General features: G+C 58.2%; 16 protein-coding genes and 2 pseudogenes. 10 read left to right on the top strand and 8 right to left on the bottom strand.

The features are described from left to right. Positions 1–23 precede the first annotated feature (23 nt). A pseudogene (locus tag A3220_RS03090) lies at positions 24–458 on the top strand (methyl-accepting chemotaxis protein); the annotation flags it as partial. A 3-nt stretch (positions 459–461) separates the two neighbouring features. On the opposite strand, the gene A3220_RS03085 reads toward A3220_RS03090, so the two are convergent. Then, the gene (locus tag A3220_RS03085) at positions 462–1388 is read right to left on the bottom strand and encodes a LysR family transcriptional regulator (RefSeq protein WP_044629892.1); all 927 of its coding nucleotides are present in this window, start codon (positions 1386–1388) and stop codon (positions 462–464) included. A 191-nt stretch (positions 1389–1579) separates the two neighbouring features. On the opposite strand from A3220_RS03085, the gene A3220_RS03080 reads away from it, so the two are divergent. Beyond that, positions 1580–2356 carry a ferredoxin--NADP reductase gene (locus A3220_RS03080; protein ID WP_044629891.1) on the top strand — a complete coding sequence of 259 codons (777 nt, stop codon included), beginning with the start codon at positions 1580–1582 and terminating at the stop codon, positions 2354–2356. Between the two features lie 157 nt (positions 2357–2513). On the opposite strand, the gene glnK is transcribed toward A3220_RS03080, so the two are convergent. From glnK to A3220_RS03065, 3 genes are all read right to left on the bottom strand, one after another. Continuing rightward, positions 2514–2852, bottom strand: coding sequence for a P-II family nitrogen regulator (gene glnK / locus A3220_RS03075; RefSeq protein ID WP_009098335.1), 339 nt, complete (start codon positions 2850–2852; stop codon positions 2514–2516). Between the two features lie 264 nt (positions 2853–3116). Next, on the bottom strand, positions 3117–4364 hold the full coding sequence (locus A3220_RS03070) for an ammonium transporter (RefSeq protein ID WP_062373080.1): 1248 nt from the start codon (positions 4362–4364) through the stop codon (positions 3117–3119). Between the two features lie 100 nt (positions 4365–4464). After that, positions 4465–4803, bottom strand: coding sequence for a P-II family nitrogen regulator (locus tag A3220_RS03065; RefSeq protein WP_058579766.1), 339 nt, complete (start codon positions 4801–4803; stop codon positions 4465–4467). 361 nt (positions 4804–5164) lie between these two features. On the opposite strand from A3220_RS03065, the pseudogene A3220_RS03060 reads away from it, so the two are divergent. From A3220_RS03060 to A3220_RS18245, 3 genes and pseudogenes are all read left to right on the top strand, one after another. Beyond that, positions 5165–5507, top strand: a pseudogene (locus A3220_RS03060) (accessory factor UbiK family protein). A 239-nt stretch (positions 5508–5746) separates the two neighbouring features. Further along, positions 5747–6616: an ABC transporter substrate-binding protein gene (locus A3220_RS03055; RefSeq protein WP_062359214.1), complete on the top strand. Its 870-nt coding sequence runs from the start codon at positions 5747–5749 to the stop codon at positions 6614–6616. Positions 6617–6731: 115 nt separating this feature from the next. Further along, complete coding sequence (locus tag A3220_RS18245) at positions 6732–6911, top strand: hypothetical protein (RefSeq protein WP_062359215.1); 180 nt, start codon at positions 6732–6734, stop codon at positions 6909–6911. Between the two features lie 80 nt (positions 6912–6991). Here the strand turns inward: A3220_RS18245 and A3220_RS03045 are convergent, their stop codons facing one another. After that, entirely contained in the window at positions 6992–7960 is a 969-nt protein-coding gene (locus A3220_RS03045) for a chromate resistance protein ChrB domain-containing protein (RefSeq protein WP_062359216.1), read from the bottom strand. Positions 7961–8039: 79 nt separating this feature from the next. Between A3220_RS03045 and chrA the strand changes: the two genes are divergently transcribed. After that, positions 8040–9416: a chromate efflux transporter gene (gene chrA, locus A3220_RS03040; protein WP_062359217.1), complete on the top strand. Its 1377-nt coding sequence runs from the start codon at positions 8040–8042 to the stop codon at positions 9414–9416. 146 nt (positions 9417–9562) lie between these two features. Next, positions 9563–10000 (top strand): cation diffusion facilitator family transporter, encoded by a 438-nt coding sequence (locus tag A3220_RS03035; protein WP_228168775.1) that lies wholly within the window; start codon positions 9563–9565, stop codon positions 9998–10000. Between the two features lie 35 nt (positions 10001–10035). On the opposite strand, the gene A3220_RS03030 is transcribed toward A3220_RS03035, so the two are convergent. Continuing rightward, complete coding sequence (locus tag A3220_RS03030) at positions 10036–10533, bottom strand: type II toxin-antitoxin system YhaV family toxin (RefSeq protein WP_062359218.1); 498 nt, start codon at positions 10531–10533, stop codon at positions 10036–10038. Further along, positions 10530–10865, bottom strand: coding sequence for a type II toxin-antitoxin system PrlF family antitoxin (locus A3220_RS03025; RefSeq protein ID WP_062359219.1), 336 nt, complete (start codon positions 10863–10865; stop codon positions 10530–10532). The genes A3220_RS03030 and A3220_RS03025 overlap by 4 nt, the downstream gene beginning before the upstream one ends. 198 nt (positions 10866–11063) lie before the next feature. On the opposite strand from A3220_RS03025, the gene A3220_RS03020 reads away from it, so the two are divergent. Next, positions 11064–12572: a YifB family Mg chelatase-like AAA ATPase gene (locus tag A3220_RS03020; RefSeq protein WP_062359220.1), complete on the top strand. Its 1509-nt coding sequence runs from the start codon at positions 11064–11066 to the stop codon at positions 12570–12572. On the opposite strand, the gene A3220_RS03015 is transcribed toward A3220_RS03020, so the two are convergent. After that, positions 12569–13537, bottom strand: coding sequence for an alpha/beta hydrolase (locus A3220_RS03015; protein ID WP_062373077.1), 969 nt, complete (start codon positions 13535–13537; stop codon positions 12569–12571). The two genes, A3220_RS03020 and A3220_RS03015, sit on opposite strands and share 4 nt — an antisense overlap. A 219-nt stretch (positions 13538–13756) precedes the next feature. On the opposite strand from A3220_RS03015, the gene A3220_RS03010 reads away from it, so the two are divergent. Both A3220_RS03010 and A3220_RS03005 read left to right on the top strand, forming a co-directional pair. Beyond that, positions 13757–15931, top strand: coding sequence for a malate synthase G (locus A3220_RS03010; protein ID WP_062373074.1), 2175 nt, complete (start codon positions 13757–13759; stop codon positions 15929–15931). Between the two features lie 246 nt (positions 15932–16177). Then, entirely contained in the window at positions 16178–16594 is a 417-nt protein-coding gene (locus A3220_RS03005) for a PaaI family thioesterase (protein WP_054640757.1), read from the top strand. Positions 16595–16613: the final 19 nt, after the last annotated feature.

Below are 16613 nucleotides of genomic sequence, written 5' to 3'. Positions count from 1 at the left end.
TGGCACTCGATACGCTCTTTCGCCTCTTGCTGATGAACAGCATTGCCTTCCAAACCAACCTGCTGGCACTCAACGCCTCAGTAGAAGCAGCGCGGGCTGGCGAACACGGGCGCGGCTTTGCCGTGGTGGCCGATGAAGTGCGCAAGCTCGCCTCGCGCAGCAGCGAAGCCGCCATGCACGAGCTGGCCGATAGCGTAACTCGCGTCACCCAAATGCTGGGCGATATCAGTACGGCAGCCGGTGAGCAGAACGACGGCATCAACCAAGTCAGCGTCGCGGTGACCGACCTGGATCAGATGACCCAGCAAAACGCCGCCCTGGTGCAAGAGTCCACCACCGCTGCAGAGCAGCTCAAAGACCAAGCGGACAAGCTGGCCGCGCTAGTGGGTGGCTTTACGCTAGAGGCGTCGCAGCACCCGGCTCAGGCGCTGCCAAGCCCTGAAAAGGCCAAGGTGTAACCGCTAGGGTATCGGTGGCAGCGGGATATCGTCACTGCGCTTGGCCCCGGCGGTCATTTCCCGGCAGAGACGTAAAAACTCCCGCACGCCGGTGGTGAGGTACTTGTGGCGATGCCAAATGAACGTGAACTGGCGCTTGAGATCCAACTCCGGCGTGGGCAGCGGCACCAAGCTGCCGCGCCGGAAGGCATCACGCAGTGCCAGCCGCGACACGCAGCCAATCCCTAATCCCGACTCCACCGCGCGTTTAATGCCCTCGGTATGCTCCAGCTCCAACAGCGTATTGAACCGGCTGCGACGGTGGCGGGCGGCATGCTCCAGCGTCATGCGCGTGCCTGAGCCCTCCTCACGCATGATCCAATCCTCCCGCAGCAGCTGATCCAGCTCCAGATGCTCCCGCCCCGCCAGCGGGTGGCGCGGCGAGCAGAACACGCACAGCTCATCCTCGACCCAGGGCTGGCTGATGATCATGTCGTCATCGCACTGCCCCTCGATCAGCCCTAAATCGAGCGAGTGCTGGCGCACGCCCTCGATGATATGCCGCGTATTGCGCACCGCCAGCCGCACTCGGCTACCGGGATAGCGCTGCATGAAATCGCTGATTAGCAGCGTGGCGAGATAGTTACCGATGGTGAGCGTCGCGCCGACGTCCAATGCGCCCACGCCCTGTTGGCCCCGCAGTAGCTCCTCGACCTCCTCGGCGCGGTCCAGCAGGGCCACCGCCTTGGGCAGTAGCTGGAAGCCGAGCGCGTTGAGTTTCAGCCGTTTCCCGATGCGATCAAGCAGTTGGCAATCGAACTGGCGCTCCAGCTCCGCCAGCGCTGTGCTGGTAGCCGATTGCGACATGGCCAGCGCGCGCGCCGCGTGAGAAACGCTCTCGTGCTGAGCAACGGCTACGAAAACTTCTAACTGTCGCAGGGTGTAGTGCATGACCAAAACCTATCTGTCGAGTGATCGGCGAAGGGCTATATCGATTTTAAAGATAAGCGTTATCAAGATAATTTGCTTAACAGATATACCACCCTTATTTAGAATTGATAGCAACCTATAGAGCTATTTTTTATTCTTTTTTGGAATATGGCGAGCAAGGCTTAGGCCTCGCTGCCCCTGGAGGAGTTAGCATGAGCAAGTTTGCCCTGGAAGAAGTGTTAAGCGTTCACCACTGGAACGATACCCTATTCAGCTTCCGCACCACTCGCGAGCGCAGCCTGCGCTTCAAGAACGGCCAGTTCGTTATGATCGGCCTGGAAGTGGACGGCAAACCCCTGATGCGCGCTTACTCCATCGCCAGCCCCAACTACGAAGATCACCTTGAGTTCTTCAGCATCAAGGTGCCGGATGGCCCGCTCACCTCGCGCCTGCAACACCTGAAAGTGGGCGACCAGATCATGGTCAGCCGCAAGCCGACCGGCACACTGGTGTGCGACGACCTGCTGCCGGGCCGCAACCTGTATATGCTCTCGACCGGCACTGGCTTGGCGCCGTTTATGAGCCTGATCCAAGACCCGGAAGTCTACGAGCGCTTTGAAAAAGTGGTGCTGGTACATGGCGTGCGTGAAGTCTCTGAGCTGGCCTACGCCGACTTCATCACCAAAGAGCTGCCCGCCCACGAGTACCTGGGCGAAGAGATCGCCGAGAAGCTGGTGTACTACCCCACGGTGACTCGCGAAGAGTTTCACACCATGGGTCGCCTGACCGACCATATTCGCACCGGCAAGCTGTTTGAAGACACCGGCCTACCGCCGATTGACCCGCGCCAAGACCGCGCCATGATCTGCGGCAGCCCGGCAATGCTGGACGACACCAGCGCGCTGCTCGACGAGCTGGGCCTGAATATCTCCCCGCGTATGGGCGAGCCGGGCGACTACGTCATCGAACGCGCCTTCGTTGAGAAGTGAGCCTCGTTCGAAGGGTGAAGGGTGAAGGGTGAAGGGTGAATAGAAAATCGTAGCCCGTGTCATCGTCGCCTTATGCACAAAGCCCCTGTGGATATTATCCACAGGGGCTTTGTCGATTCAGCGCGACTCACTGTTCACGCCTTACCATTCACCGTGGTTAGACAGCGTCTTTACCTGTTTCGCCGGTACGAATACGGATGACCTGCTCAAGGGGCATCACAAAGATTTTACCGTCACCGATCTTACCGGTGTTGGCGACCTGAGTAATCGCGTCGATCACCTGCTCGGCCATATCATCGTCGACGGCCACTTCCAGCTTCACCTTGGGCAGGAAATCCACCACGTACTCCGCGCCACGGTAGAGTTCTGTGTGACCCTTCTGACGGCCAAACCCTTTTACTTCCGTTACCGTAATGCCCTGCACGCCGATATCAGAGAGCGATTCGCGTACGTCATCAAGCTTGAACGGCTTGATAATGGCTGAGATCAATTTCATTGCGACATCCTCTAGCTTGGTGGCCCACTGTTATCAAAACAGCGTTGTTAAACGGTTGTCATAACCCATCAAGGTTGGCGGGGCGCTTGCATAGCCAAGCCCGTTACCCAGTCGGTTAAGCATACACCGCCATGGGCGGAGAATAAAAAACCCGTATGTACCTAGCTCATAACAACCAGCGTGCAACCTACCTGTGAAGGACAAAAAGGCCTCCCACTCGGGGAGGCCAAAAGGAGCACGCCAGCTCACATGATTAGCGCAAGCTTATTTCTTAACGCTAAACTCGGGATAGGCTTCCAGACCGCACTCAGCGATATCGACGCCTTCATACTCTTCTTCTTCGCTAACGCGGATACCCATGATCGCTTTCAGCACCAGCCATACCACTAAGCTTGCGATGAAGACCCAGCCAAAGATGCCCACGATACCGATCAACTGTGCACCGAAAGAAGCATCGCCATTATTCAGCGGTACTGCCAACACACCCCAGATACCGACCACACCGTGAACGGAGATCGCACCAACCGGATCGTCCAGCTTCAGTTTGTCCAACGTTACGATAGCCGCGACAACAATCAGGCCACCTACTGCGCCAATAATGGCAGCACCCAGCGCTGAAGGAGAAAGCGGGTCAGCGGTGATAGCGACCAGGCCAGCCAGCGCACCGTTCAGCGCCATGGTGAGGTCCGCCTTGCGGAACCACAGCTTGGCTAGAATAAGCGCGGCGATGACACCACCAGCAGCCGCTGCGTTGGTGTTCACGAACACTTGCGCAACGTTGTTAGCTGAACCGATATCGGACATTTTCAGCTCAGAACCACCGTTGAAACCGAACCAGCCCATCCACAGGATGAAGGTACCCAGCGTGGCCAGCGGCATGTTGGCGCCCGGAATCGCGTGGATAGAACCGTCTTTGCCATACTTGCCCTTACGGGGGCCCAGGACCAGCACACCTGCCAACGCTGCAGCGGCACCGGCCATGTGCACAATGCCGGAACCCGCGTAGTCAGAGTAGCCCACTTCAGACAACCAGCCGCCGCCCCAGGTCCAGTAGCCAGACACCGGGTAGATGAACGCAGTCATCACCACGGCAAAGGCCAGGAATGCCCACAGCTTCATACGCTCAGCCACGGCACCCGAAACAATCGACATGGCGGTGGCAACAAACACCACCTGGAAGAAGAAGTCAGAGCGCATCGAGTAGTAAGGCGCATCGTCGCCACCGGCCAGCACTGCATCGGCGCTGTTTTCAGTACCGATCAAGAAGCCCAGGTTCGGCAGGAAGCCGCCTGCGCTGCTGGAGTACATGATGTAGTAGCCCACCAGTAAATACATGGTGCAGGCAATCGCAAACAGTGCGATGTTTTTAGTCAGGATTTCGGCGGTGTTTTTGGAGCGAACTAGGCCCGCCTCCAACATAGAGAAGCCTGCAGCCATCCACATGACCAGCACGCCGCAGATCAAGAAGTAAAACGTATCGAGCGCGTAGCTCAAATCAGCTAACTCATTCATGAGGTGTTCCCCGTTTGTACTAAGAAGAGGTACTTGGAAAAGGTACTTGGAAGAGATACTTGGCGACGTTAAAACGTCATCAGCAACTCAAAGTCGGCCCTTAAACGGCGTCGGCACCGCGCTCACCGGTACGAATACGGATCACATCTTCCAACGGTGTGACGAACACTTTACCGTCGCCGATTTTGCCGCTATTCGCTGCATTGCAGATGGCATCCAGCACGCTCTCCAGGCGCGCATCGTCGACGGCGACTTCCACTTTCACCTTGGGCAGAAAGTCGACCACGTATTCCGCACCACGGTAGAGTTCGGTATGCCCCTTTTGACGGCCAAAGCCTTTCACTTCAGTAACCGTAATCCCTTGAACGCCGTTGTCGGCGAGTGCTTCACGAACGTCGTCAAGCTTGAATGGCTTGATGATAGCGGTGATGAGTTTCATCCCGGATCTCCCCTGCTGGCTCGGTGGATAGCGGCATGGCCGCCCGAATTTAGTGCTTACCCTACTAATGCTCATACCGTGCCACTCACTTTTTTATTATTTAAATTCAAAAACTTAAATTATTAACATAAGTAAGTGGCGGTAACTAAGCACCGCTACCTACTACGTGCCGGACTTGCCCTGCACCATAAAAGAACATTGAAAAAAGCTAGCCGCTCCATTTCGATGCATTTGTCCGCTCCCCATCTGCTCACTATCCATTGCGCTTAATTAACAAACAGCACATGCGAATCGTCGGCGGGTTGCGTATCCTTACTCACAAGCAGTTCACATTTATGCGTGATCGTTTAAGGAGAGAGCCATGGCGCCCCAAGACCGCATTAGCCGCTTAGCCCAGCAGATCGGCGACCGTTTGCAGAATGCCTCGCAAGCCCCGGAAGATATTCAGAAAGGTGTCCAGCAGGTGGTACGCGGCGCGTTTGACCGCCTGGAGCTGGTATCGCGGGAAGATTTCGATATTTTGATGGATGTGCTGCAGCGCACGCGCGCGCGTGTCGAAGCGCTGGAGCGTCAGGTGGCCAGCCTGGAAGCCACGGTGGAAGCGGCCAGCGCCGCGCAGCCCCCCCCCCATGGAAGCCGAAGTACCGCCAGCCCCCGTTGAGCCTGCCGAGCAAGGCAAGCCCACCCCCGGCAACCCAAGCTGAGGCAACGCTGGGTGGCCTTGGATAGCACCCAGCGCGCTTATCCGCCTGACCCCTTACGGCTCACTTTGTGACGCATCAAACGCGCGAAGGCATGGCGAAAGCCACCTCATGCACCATGTTGGAGCAGTTACGCCCCTGAGGCGTCTCGCGCTGACGACTTGTGCGACCTCCGCTGTTTCCATTTGCAATTGATAAACAGAATCGTTTAAATAAAGCGCTTATTGTCAGGTGCCCACTTCATGCGCTGCATCCCCCGACTCCCGACCCTGGCCCGCAGCTGCTTGCTCGCGGCAGCCCTGCTGTTCAGCACCGCCAGCCACGCCCAGTGGGCCACTATCGACTGGACCATCGCCGAAACGCTGCTGGCGATTGGCGCTCCGGTCAGCGGTATCGCGCAACAGCCGGGATATCACGATTGGGTAGGCGAGCCGCGTATCCCGGAGCACGTCAGCGACCTTGGCCTACGCACCCAGCCCAACTTCGAGCAGTTGGCCCAATCGCCCCCTGAGCAAACCCTGCTCTCGCCCATGTTTACCGGGCTGATTCCTCGGTTGGAGCGCATCGCGCCGGTGGGCACTTTCGCCCTTTACTCGCCAGGCACCGATACGTGGCAGGAAATGCAGACCCTCACCCGCCAGTTGGGCGAGTTGACCGAACGCAACGCAGAAGCCGACGCGCTGATCGAGAACACCCAGCAGCTGATGCGCGAGCTGCGCTACCCGCCCGGCAACGCATCTCCATTGCTGATGGTGCAGTTCATGGATGCTCGGCATGTGCGGGTATTTGGCGAGAACAGCCTCTACAACGCCGTATTGGAACAGCTGGCGCTGCCCAACGCCTGGGATGAGCCCACCAACGCCTGGGGCTTCGCCTTGGTCGGTATCGAGGCGCTGGCACGCTACCCCGACGCCACCCTGGTCATCGTTGACCCGCTCCCCGCAGGGGTGGAAGCGCAGTTGGAAAAGAGCGGCCTGTGGCAACAATTGCCGAGCGTTCAACATGGCCATCTGCTGCGCCTGCCGCCAGTCTGGAGCTTTGGCGCCCTGCCCTCCGCCCAGCGCTTTGCCCGCGAACTGAGCAGCGCATTGAACGCCCAGGGGGCACATTAACGCTTTACTCGCTGGCCGCTCAGTAGCGCTCAACGCTTGAAATAAAGTAGGCTTAGCCAACGAGCAGACTCATTAAACTGAGTGAGCCAATTGAGAGACGTTGCGAGGGAGCGCCATGACATTAGCGATTGTGGCCACGCGGGCGGGCGTGGGGTTGGAAGCACCGGCGGTGCATGTCGAAGTACATCTGGCGAATGGCTTGCCGGGCCTGACACTGGTAGGCCTACAGCGATTCATAGCGTTAGCTGGTTTACCTTTGAAGACGGCTTCAGCACGTCCCCTGATCCGCGATTAATTAGCCTGGAACCCTTCGAGCCATAAGGGTCGCTAGCAAAAGGCTGGGGTAAACCCGGCCTTTTCACTATTAGCGCATACTCACTCCCGGCCTGGGTCTCCCGCCAAATATGCTTGGTAAAGGTCATCAAACAACATATCGGTATGTTGCAGCAGGGCATCATCGTCGTCACAGCGCTCTTTAGCCCCGGCCAGCATAAGTTTTAACCCCACGGCCTCTGGTACAGGGGTGCCCCCCACGTCCAAGTAGTGTACTAGCTCCGCAATTCTGCTCAAGCCTGCCTGCGTCTCAAGGCTAAAACTCGCGAGCAGCACTTCAAACGTCACCTTGTCATCAATATGGGTGAAATAGGCTCCATCATAATCAAACCCCAGCGCGTCTGGCGGGCACTGGCTTGGATGTTCTAGCCACACGAAGCGAGCCTCAGGATCAATAAAGCGCTTGATCAACCAAGCCGATGCTAGCCTATCCACCCAAGGGCGACGGCGCGTGGCCCACCGTTTTCCACGAAATGCAGAGTGATCAAGCCGTGGGATCTCGGCCTGGATCGGCTGGGGCTCATCTGGCACAAAGCAACGATTGAAGACGGTCTCCGCTTCTGCCAAGGCCATGATAGCGCGCTCGCTTTCTGATCCTGGAAAAAAATCAATCTCCACAATGCTTTGTAAACGTCGCTGCAACTGGGTCAATTGACGCTGCGCGTCTCGCTCCTCCAACTGAGGGCATGCCTGTTTCCAGTCAGCCACTGCCGCCCGTAAGGCCTGAAAATCTGGCGTTCGATCAAAGAGCGAAGGCAATACCTCGACGCTATCTATGGCTGAATCGTCTACCTCGATCAGCAGCGCGTTACCTCCCAGCTCCCGAATAGCGCCGACTTGCAGCTCCAGCGCTTCCCTTCGCGTGGGGCTAGCAGGCAGTAAGTAGACGCCGTCTCTGAGTACCGCAGCACCTAAACCACGAAGTGCCCGCCAGATCCTCATACGGGGTGTGCCCGACCGCCCACTGAGGCGCATGATCAGGATTAACCAGTGTTGTTCGTTATCTGCCATACCGCCTCTTACGTTGCATATATAACCTTACTGTTATACATTCTACAAAATAATACCCTGACTCGTTAGAGAGTGTGCCATGCCGTCCAACATTGAGTCGACCCATCAAGTCCCGTTCCGTGAGGCCGTTAGGGTCTGGTTAAGAATCGCACTATTGAGCTTCGGCGGCCCAGCGGGTCAGATAGCGGTGATGCATCGCATCCTTGTCGAAGAAAAAAAATGGATTGGCGAGCGCCGTTTTCTGCACGCGCTTAACTATTGCATGATGCTGCCGGGGCCAGAAGCGCAGCAGTTGGCTATCTATATCGGTTGGCTGATGCATCGTACCAAAGGTGGTTTAGTCGCGGGCAGCCTCTTTGTGCTACCTGGCTTCATCGCCATTCTAGCCCTGAGCTACCTGTATGCCGCCTTAGGCAATGTGGGAGCCGTTGAGGGACTCTTCTTTGGCCTAAAAGCGGCGGTTCTGGCCGTGGTACTTAACGCTGTCGTCCGTATCGGCAAGCGGGCGCTGAAAAATCAGATAATGCTTGGCATCGCCGCTGCCGCGTTTGTCGCTATCTTCTTTTTTGAGGTGGCGTTTCCGCTGATTATTCTGAGCGCGGCCCTTCTGGGGTACTGGGGAGGAAAGCGCGGCATGCCGGCCTTCCAGGTGGGCGGTGGCCACGGTGATGCCGACGAGTCAGTGCTTAGCGACCGAGACTCTCTACTGGGAGAAGGGCTGCCTGCCCATGCACGCCCCAATCACCAGTGGTCGCTACGCATGTCAGGCACGTTACTCCTATTGTGGCTGACGCCCGTGGTACTGCTATTAGCGCTATTCGGTAGCGAGAATGTGTTCAGTCAGATCGCATTCTTCTTTAGCAAGATGGCGGTGGTGACCTTTGGCGGTGCCTACGCGGTATTGGGCTACGTCACTCAAGAGGCGGTGCAAAACTATGGATGGCTGGCACCGGGCGAGATGCTGGATGGCCTGGGCATGGCGGAGACAACACCGGGCCCATTAATTCAAGTCGTCCAGTTTGTTGGGTTTATGGGCGCTTATCGTGACGCCACAGGCCTTGATCCCATGTTGGCGGCAACGCTCGCCGCACTGCTGACCACATGGGTAACGTTCATTCCTTGTTTCCTTTGGATATTTTTAGGGGCTCCCTATGTGGAGCGTCTACGTGACAACCGCGCCCTAAGCGCTGCGCTGTCCGCCATTACCGCTGCGGTCGTCGGGGTTATCCTCAACCTGGCCATCTGGTTTGGCGTTCACGTTATTTTCGCTGACGTAGGCGAGTGGCACGTGATGGGGGCGCGTATTTTAGCGCCGAATTTAGCGTCTCTTGATCTATTGGCGTTGTTACTGGCGGCAGGCGCCATGGTCGCGATTTTTCATTTCAAGGTGGGCATGCTCAAAGTGCTGGCGGGTTGCGCGCTTCTGGGTATCTTAGCGTCTCTTGTGTTTTTTTAGCCAGCAGTCCCCGCCGGTGACGTTTCCGTCTCATTAGCGTCGTCCTTTATAGTTCGCTGCGCTTACTCTCACACGCTTGGTTGTGAACCCACCTGATCTCCACTAGTATCCCACCTATCCCCCCTGGGGGGATAGGTGGCGTCGCAATGCTCGATAGCGCCTACGCTGAATATGATCTTCTTTCCTTAGGTACGCCCGTCATGCATCACCATCGCCTTGACCAATGGCAACACGATCACACGTTTGGCCAGAATCATAAACGCTCCGGTGAGTCGCGGACGCTCATTGTGGTCGGGCTGACCCTGGCCATGATGGTGTGGGAAATTACGGCGGGGGTGATCTACGGATCAATGGCGCTGCTGGCCGATGGGTTGCACATGGGTTCTCACGCAGTGGCACTGGGCATTGCCGCCTTCGCGTATGCCTATGCTCGGAAGCAGGCTACGAGTGACCGGTTCTCGTTTGGCACCGGAAAGGTCAACGCGCTGGGCGGGTTTACTGGGGCGATACTGCTGGCCGTATTCGCCCTGTACATGGTGATAGAAAGCGTGGGCCGCCTGTTCGATCAGGCCAAATCCACATAAAGTGACGAAGAACCCCCAAAAAGATCTAGTATGATTTAGTTATCGTTGTTATCTGCCGCTAAAAGTAAATGGGTTCGTTCCACTTCGCTCATTGAGGCTTTCTGTAAGGCTGTCCAACTATCCGGTGGGTTGCCACTGCTGAGCATTTTCTGAAAGACAGAGTAAGCATCATGCTTACTGCCATAAGCGCGTTTTGTAGCGTCATCATTGACCCATGCATAAATAATGATTTTGCTCGCAGCATCATAGCGAAAGAACAGCCGGTACTGCTGGTAGAACGTTGCTCGTTGCCAATGAGTGTGCTCTGTGCCAAGCGTGCTCCCTTGGCGATATTGAGTGCCTGATGGATCCTGCGGAATATCATTCAAGGCTAGCTTCATGATCGCTGCTAGACGCTTGGTGGACGCCTTGTTTCGATAACCGGCAGGATCTTTCGATTGAAGATGTCTCACCTTCAAGGTGAGTGCTTCGACTTGTTCCAAGAACAACGGATGGGCATAAATCGTCCACCCATTAACCTCCAGAGGCTTCATTCGTCGTCATCATCCTCTTCCAGCGCCTCTTCGAGGTCTACCTCAATACCTGCGGTAAGCCGTTCGGCCTCGGCAAAGCTACTGGCAGTCACCGGGCGAATATTTTCCGGATGCGCCAGAAGATCGCGCTCTAGAAAATTGAGGAAGTTGACCATCACAGGGTCGTGCCTGGCCTCATCACTCGCCTTGGAAAGCACCACTTCACCATCAGGACGAACGGTATAATGAATACGGTCACGGCGCTTCAGCTTTAGCGCCCGGCGAATCGATGCCGGAACAGTCGTTTGATAGCGATCCGTCAGAGTTGAGTCGTCTTCGATAAGCGTGCTCACTGTCGCTCTCCGCTTGATAGCAATGCAAAGGTAATGCATACAAAGTAATGCAGGCGCATTACCTCGTCAAGCCATCTCCGTTACTTGAACCAGTTGCTTAAGCGCTACCAAAGCCTTCTTAATTACGTTAGGTTAAATACTTAAGCTAATGTATCTTTATCCTACATTGGAGTAAGTGACAACAGCAGAGGAAAGGCGATGACGCTAGCCATTGTGGCCACGCGGGCAGGCGTGGGGTTGGAAGCACCGGCGGTACATGTAGAGGTTCACTTAGCTAACGGTTTGCCGGGGTTAACCCTGGTAGGGTTGCCGGAAACCGCCGTGAAAGAGAGCCGCGAACGGGTGCGCAGCGCCTTGATCAACGCGGGTTTTGATTTCCCCAACACCAAGCGCATTACCCTCAACCTCGCCCCGGCGGACCTGCCCAAAGAGGGCGGCCGCTTTGATTTGCCGATTGCGCTGGGCATCCTCGCGGCCTCGGGCCAAATCCCGGTGGATGCGCTGGAAGGCATGGAGTGCGCGGGTGAACTGGCCCTGGATGGCAAACTGCGGGCGGTGCCCGGTGTGCTGCCGTTTGCGCTGGCCACCCGGCGCGCCAACAAAGCGCTGATCGTGCCCCGCGCCTGCGCCGATGAAGCCGCCCTGGCGGGCGATTTGCCGGTGCTGCCCGCCGACTCTCTCTGGCAAGTGGTGGCTCACTTGCTGGGCCAGGAGAAAATTCAGCCCCACCAGCTCTCAGCCTCCGTTAAATCCACCGCCCCGGTGGCGGACTTAGCCGACGTGCGCGGCCAGCATCAGGCGCGCCGGGCGTTAGAGGTCGCTGCTGCAGGAGGCCATAACCTATTGCTCGCAGGCCCACCCGGCACCGGAAAAACCATGCTCGCCAGCCGCTTGCCCGGCATTCTGCCGCCGCTTTCCGAGGACGACGCCCTGGAGGTGGCGGCGGTGCGTTCGGTATGTGGCTTGCCACTGGAAGCCGACTGGGGCCAACGGCCCTTCCGCCAACCCCACCACAGCGCTAGCGCCGCCGCACTGGTCGGCGGCGGCTCCAAACCCAAACCGGGTGAAATATCGCTTGCGCACCACGGCGTGCTGTTTTTGGATGAGCTGCCAGAGTTCTCCCGCAACGTACTGGAGGTCCTTCGGCAACCCCTAGAAACAGGGGAAATTCATCTGTCTCGCGCCAGCCATGAGCGCCGATATCCCGCTCAATTTCAGCTCGTTGCCGCGATGAACCCTTGCCCCTGCGGGCACCTGGGCGACCCACGCCAACGCTGCCAGTGCAGTGCCAGCCAAATTCAGCGCTATCAGGCACGCCTCTCTGGCCCGCTGCTGGACCGCATCGACCTGCAAGTGGAAGTGCCCGCGCTGCCCCCGGAGCAACTCACCGCGCAAACTCAGGGCGAGCCCTCCAGCGCGGTGCGCGAGCGAGTGATGGCGGCCCGGGAGCGGCAAATGGCTCGGGGCGCGCTCAACAGCCAGCTCAGCGGTAAAGCGCTGGAAGCCGCCTGCGCCCTTAATGATGAAGAGCGCGCCTGGCTGGCAGGCGTGCTGGAAAAGCTCAAGCTCTCCGCCCGCGCCTACCACCGCGTGCTGCGCGTTGCCCTCACCCTGGCCGACCTGCAGGGCGAGCCCAAGCCCTCCCAGCCGCACTTTATCGAAGCCATCGGCTACCGGCAGTTGGATCGGCTATTGAAGGGAGCTTAATGCACGTTCTCGATAAAGCGATCGAGCGCTTCAAACAGCACTTGGCGAATCGGCTCGGCTTCGTTCACCAAGTGGTGGCGCGCCTCCGGGTGGCGGTGAATCTCCGCGTTGGGAAACTTCTCCGCCAGGATGGCCAGGTTCCACTCCCAATCCACGGTGAGGTCCTGCTCGCCCTGCAGAATCAGCGTGGGCAGCGGGTTGGGCTCAAGCGCTAACAGGCGCGGCATCCAACGGCGCATGGCCGTGATCCAGGCCACGCTCAAGCGCTCGGGCTGTAGCGGGTCCTGGTCGCGTAGAAAGGCGGTGAACGCTTCATCGGTGGAGTTGGGACGATACTTGCGCGGCAGCTCTTTGACAAAGGGGCTGGCGATTAAATGCAGCCAGCTGGCTTGGCTCCAGCGCCAGGGGCGCACCAGCGGGGCCAGCAGCACAATGCCAGCCCAGCCGGCCGTGTCGCGACGGGTGAGCGCATCGGTGGCGAGAATCGCCGCGCCGGTGCTTTGGCCAACGCCCAGCCACGGTTCCGGTGCCATGCCGAGAGTTTGCAGCGTCTCTTGCAGGTGCGCCAAGCAGTGCTGGTAGTCATCGAAGTCCTCAATTTCCGCCCGGGGGCCGCTGGAAAGCCCGTGGCCGGGCAAATCCCACAGCACCACGCGCCAGCCTTTGGCCAGCAGGCAACTGAGCAGGTGGCGGTACAGGCCCAAATGATCGAAATAGCCATGAATGACAAAGGCGGTGCCGGTAGGCTCGGGGGGACTCCACACTTGGCACCACAGCGCGAACCGTCCGGTATCGACGAATCCAGCATGCACTTCGCTAGTGTCGTTGAGCAGCGCCTCTAAGCCGTAGTGGCGAAAGTAGTCATGCACAGCGTCCGTTAGCGCGTCGCCTGGCGTCAAGCGGGAGAGCGACGACTCCCCTTGCGCCTGCCGAAACAGGTCTTCCAAGTGCTGGAAATTATGCATTGACATCTCTCCGTGAACACCACACTTCCATGGGCTGAGTAACAGCACAAAATAACAGCGGCGGTGCCGCCCGCTCTTATCATTTGGTCGAGCATTTTAACGCTTTAGGGTCTACGCTGTTTACATGCCAACGCAGGTGTGGAAGTATTTTCCATAAATCACCCTTCACCCGAACCGTGGCACTCAAACCAACCACGGGCACCTTCACAGGAGAACCCCATGAGCGAGCGTATCACGCGTCACCGTTTACAGGTGGCAGCCGACCTAGATCGTTTCATCAACGAGCAGGCTCTGCCGGGCACCGGCGTCGACGAAAGCGCCTTCTGGGCCGGTGTCGATGCTCTATTTCACGATTTGACCCCGAAAAACCGCCAGCTGCTCGAAGAGCGCGACACGCTGCAAGAGAAACTGGACGCTTGGCACCGTGAAAACCCCGGCCCGGTCAGCGACATGCCCGCCTACCGCAGCTTCCTGAAAGAAGTGGGTTACTTGGTAGACGCGCCAAATAGCGTGAAAGCCACCACGGCCAATGTTGACCGCGAAGTCGCCACGCAAGCAGGCCCGCAGCTGGTGGTGCCGGTGAGCAACGCCCGCTACGCCCTGAACGCGGCCAACGCCCGCTGGGGCAGCCTGTACGACGCGCTGTATGGCACCGACGCCATCTCCGAAGAGGACGGCGCGGAAAAAGGCACCAGCTTCAACCCGAAACGCGGCGAAAAAGTCATCGCTTACGCCCGTGGCGTGCTGGACCGTGCCGCCCCGCTGGCCACTGGCTCGCACCGGGATGCCGTGAAGTACACCATCCGCGACGGCCACTTGGTCGTCAGTCTGGAAGGCGGCCGTGAAACCGGCCTAAAAGACTCCGGTAAGCTGATTGGTTTTAACGGTGATGCTTCCGCCCCCGAATCGATTCTGCTGGCCAACAACGGCCTGCACCTGGAAATCCAGATCGACGCCAGCCACCCCATCGGCAAGACCGACCCGGCACACGTCAAAGACGTCGTGGTTGAAGCCGCGCTGACCGCCATCATGGATTGCGAAGACTCCGTTGCGGCGGTGGATTCTGAAGATAAAGTCGGTGTGTACAGCAACTGGCTCGGCCTGATGAAGGGTGACCTGGAAGAGACCATCGAGAAAGGCGGCAAAACCTTCACCCGTAAGCTGCACGCCGACCGCACTTGGCAAACCACTGACGGCAACACCGTCACGCTACCGGGCCGTTCGCTGATGTTCGTGCGCAACGTGGGTCATCTGATGACCACCCCGGCGATTCTGGACGAAAACGGCAACGAGCTGCCGGAAGGCATTCTGGACGCGGTGGTGACTTCGCTGCTGGCCCTGCACGACCTGAAAAAAGATGCCGACCAGCCGCGCAACTCCCGTGCAGGCTCGGTGTATATCGTCAAGCCGAAGATGCACGGCCCTAAAGAAGTCGCCTTCGCTAACGAGCTGTTTGGCCGCGTGGAAGACATTCTCGGCATGAGCCGTGACACCCTGAAAATGGGCATCATGGACGAAGAGCGTCGCACCACGGTCAACCTCAAGGCATGTATTGCCGAAGCGACCTCGCGCGTGGTATTCATCAACACCGGCTTCCTGGACCGCACCGGCGATGAGATGCACACCGCCATGGAAGCCGGCCCGATGGTGCGCAAGGGTGACATGAAGAGCGCTGCGTGGATCACCGCCTACGAGAAGAACAACGTGCAGGTCGGTTTGGCCTGTGGCCTGCGTGGCCGCGCCCAGATCGGTAAAGGCATGTGGGCCATGCCCGATTTGATGCACAGCATGCTGGAGCAGAAGATTGGCCACCCGAAAGCCGGTGCCAACACCGCGTGGGTACCTTCCCCCACAGCGGCGACCCTGCACGCGCTACACTACCACCAAGTAAACGTGAACGACGTTCAGCGCGAGCTGGAAGCCCAGGGCGAGCCGGACTTCCTGGATGACCTGCTCACCGTGCCGGTAGCGGAAAACCCCAACTGGTCGGATGAAGAGATTCAGCAAGAGCTGGATAACAACTGCCAGGGTATTCTGGGTTACGTGGTGCGCTGGGTTGAACACGGCGTCGGCTGCTCCAAGGTGCCGGATATTCACAACGTTGGCCTGATGGAAGACCGTGCCACGCTGCGTATCTCAAGCCAGCACATTGCCAACTGGCTGCACCACGGCATCGTTGATGCACCCCGCGTTGAGGAAACCCTCAAGCGTATGGCGAAAGTAGTTGACGAGCAGAACGCTGGCGACCCCACTTACACCGCCATGAGCGCCGATTTTGAAGGCTCTACCGCCTTTAAAGCGGCCTCAGACCTCATCTTCAAGGGCCGTGAACAGCCTTCTGGCTACACCGAACCGCTCCTGCACGCGTGGCGTCAGGTGCATAAGGCTAAGTAAGCCCAATCGCTTAATAGCCACCCAGCCCTAAGGCTCGCGCCTTGGGGCTTTTTTATTTATGCTAGCCTTACGTTGACGTAAAAGAAACACACAGCAAGCTACGCGACAATTTAATGCGCTGGCAGTAGGTTGCCGAGAGGGTCTTATGCCAAGGATGGCATAAGTAGCGCCCAGGGATGGGTTCACAGCGCCCTCTTGGCGACCTACTGGCAGCAGATCCCCAGCCTGTCAGAGTGAATAACAACAATGACCGTGATGACCGCCGAGCAGATTGAGCACTTTTTAGATGAAGTCTTTCCCCAGCGGATGGGCAAGATAGTGAGCGTTGGAGAGATGTGCGCCACCATGCGCCTACACATTGGCCATGAGCACCTGCGCCCTGGCCCCCGCGTGTCAGGCCCTACCATGATGGGCTTTGCGGATGTGGCGCTGTACGTGGCGATACTCGCCCAAATAGGCCCCGAAGCGATGGCCGTGACCAGCGATTTAAACTGCCACTTTCTACGCGCAGCCTCCGGCGATCACGATATTATCGCCCACGCCAAGCTGATTAAGCTGGGCCGCCGCCTGGCGGTGGGCGAAGTACAGATTTTCTCCGCCAGCGATGACACGCGCCCCGTGGTGCATGTCACCGCCAGCTATGCGCTGCCGGATAAACTCTAGGCAGCCGAACAGCGCGGTC

The sequence above is a fragment of the Halomonas sp. KX33721 genome, assembly GCF_001596805.1.
Lineage (GTDB): Bacteria > Pseudomonadota > Gammaproteobacteria > Pseudomonadales > Halomonadaceae > Vreelandella > Vreelandella aquamarina.
This window is presented reverse-complemented; position numbering and strand designations above follow the sequence as displayed.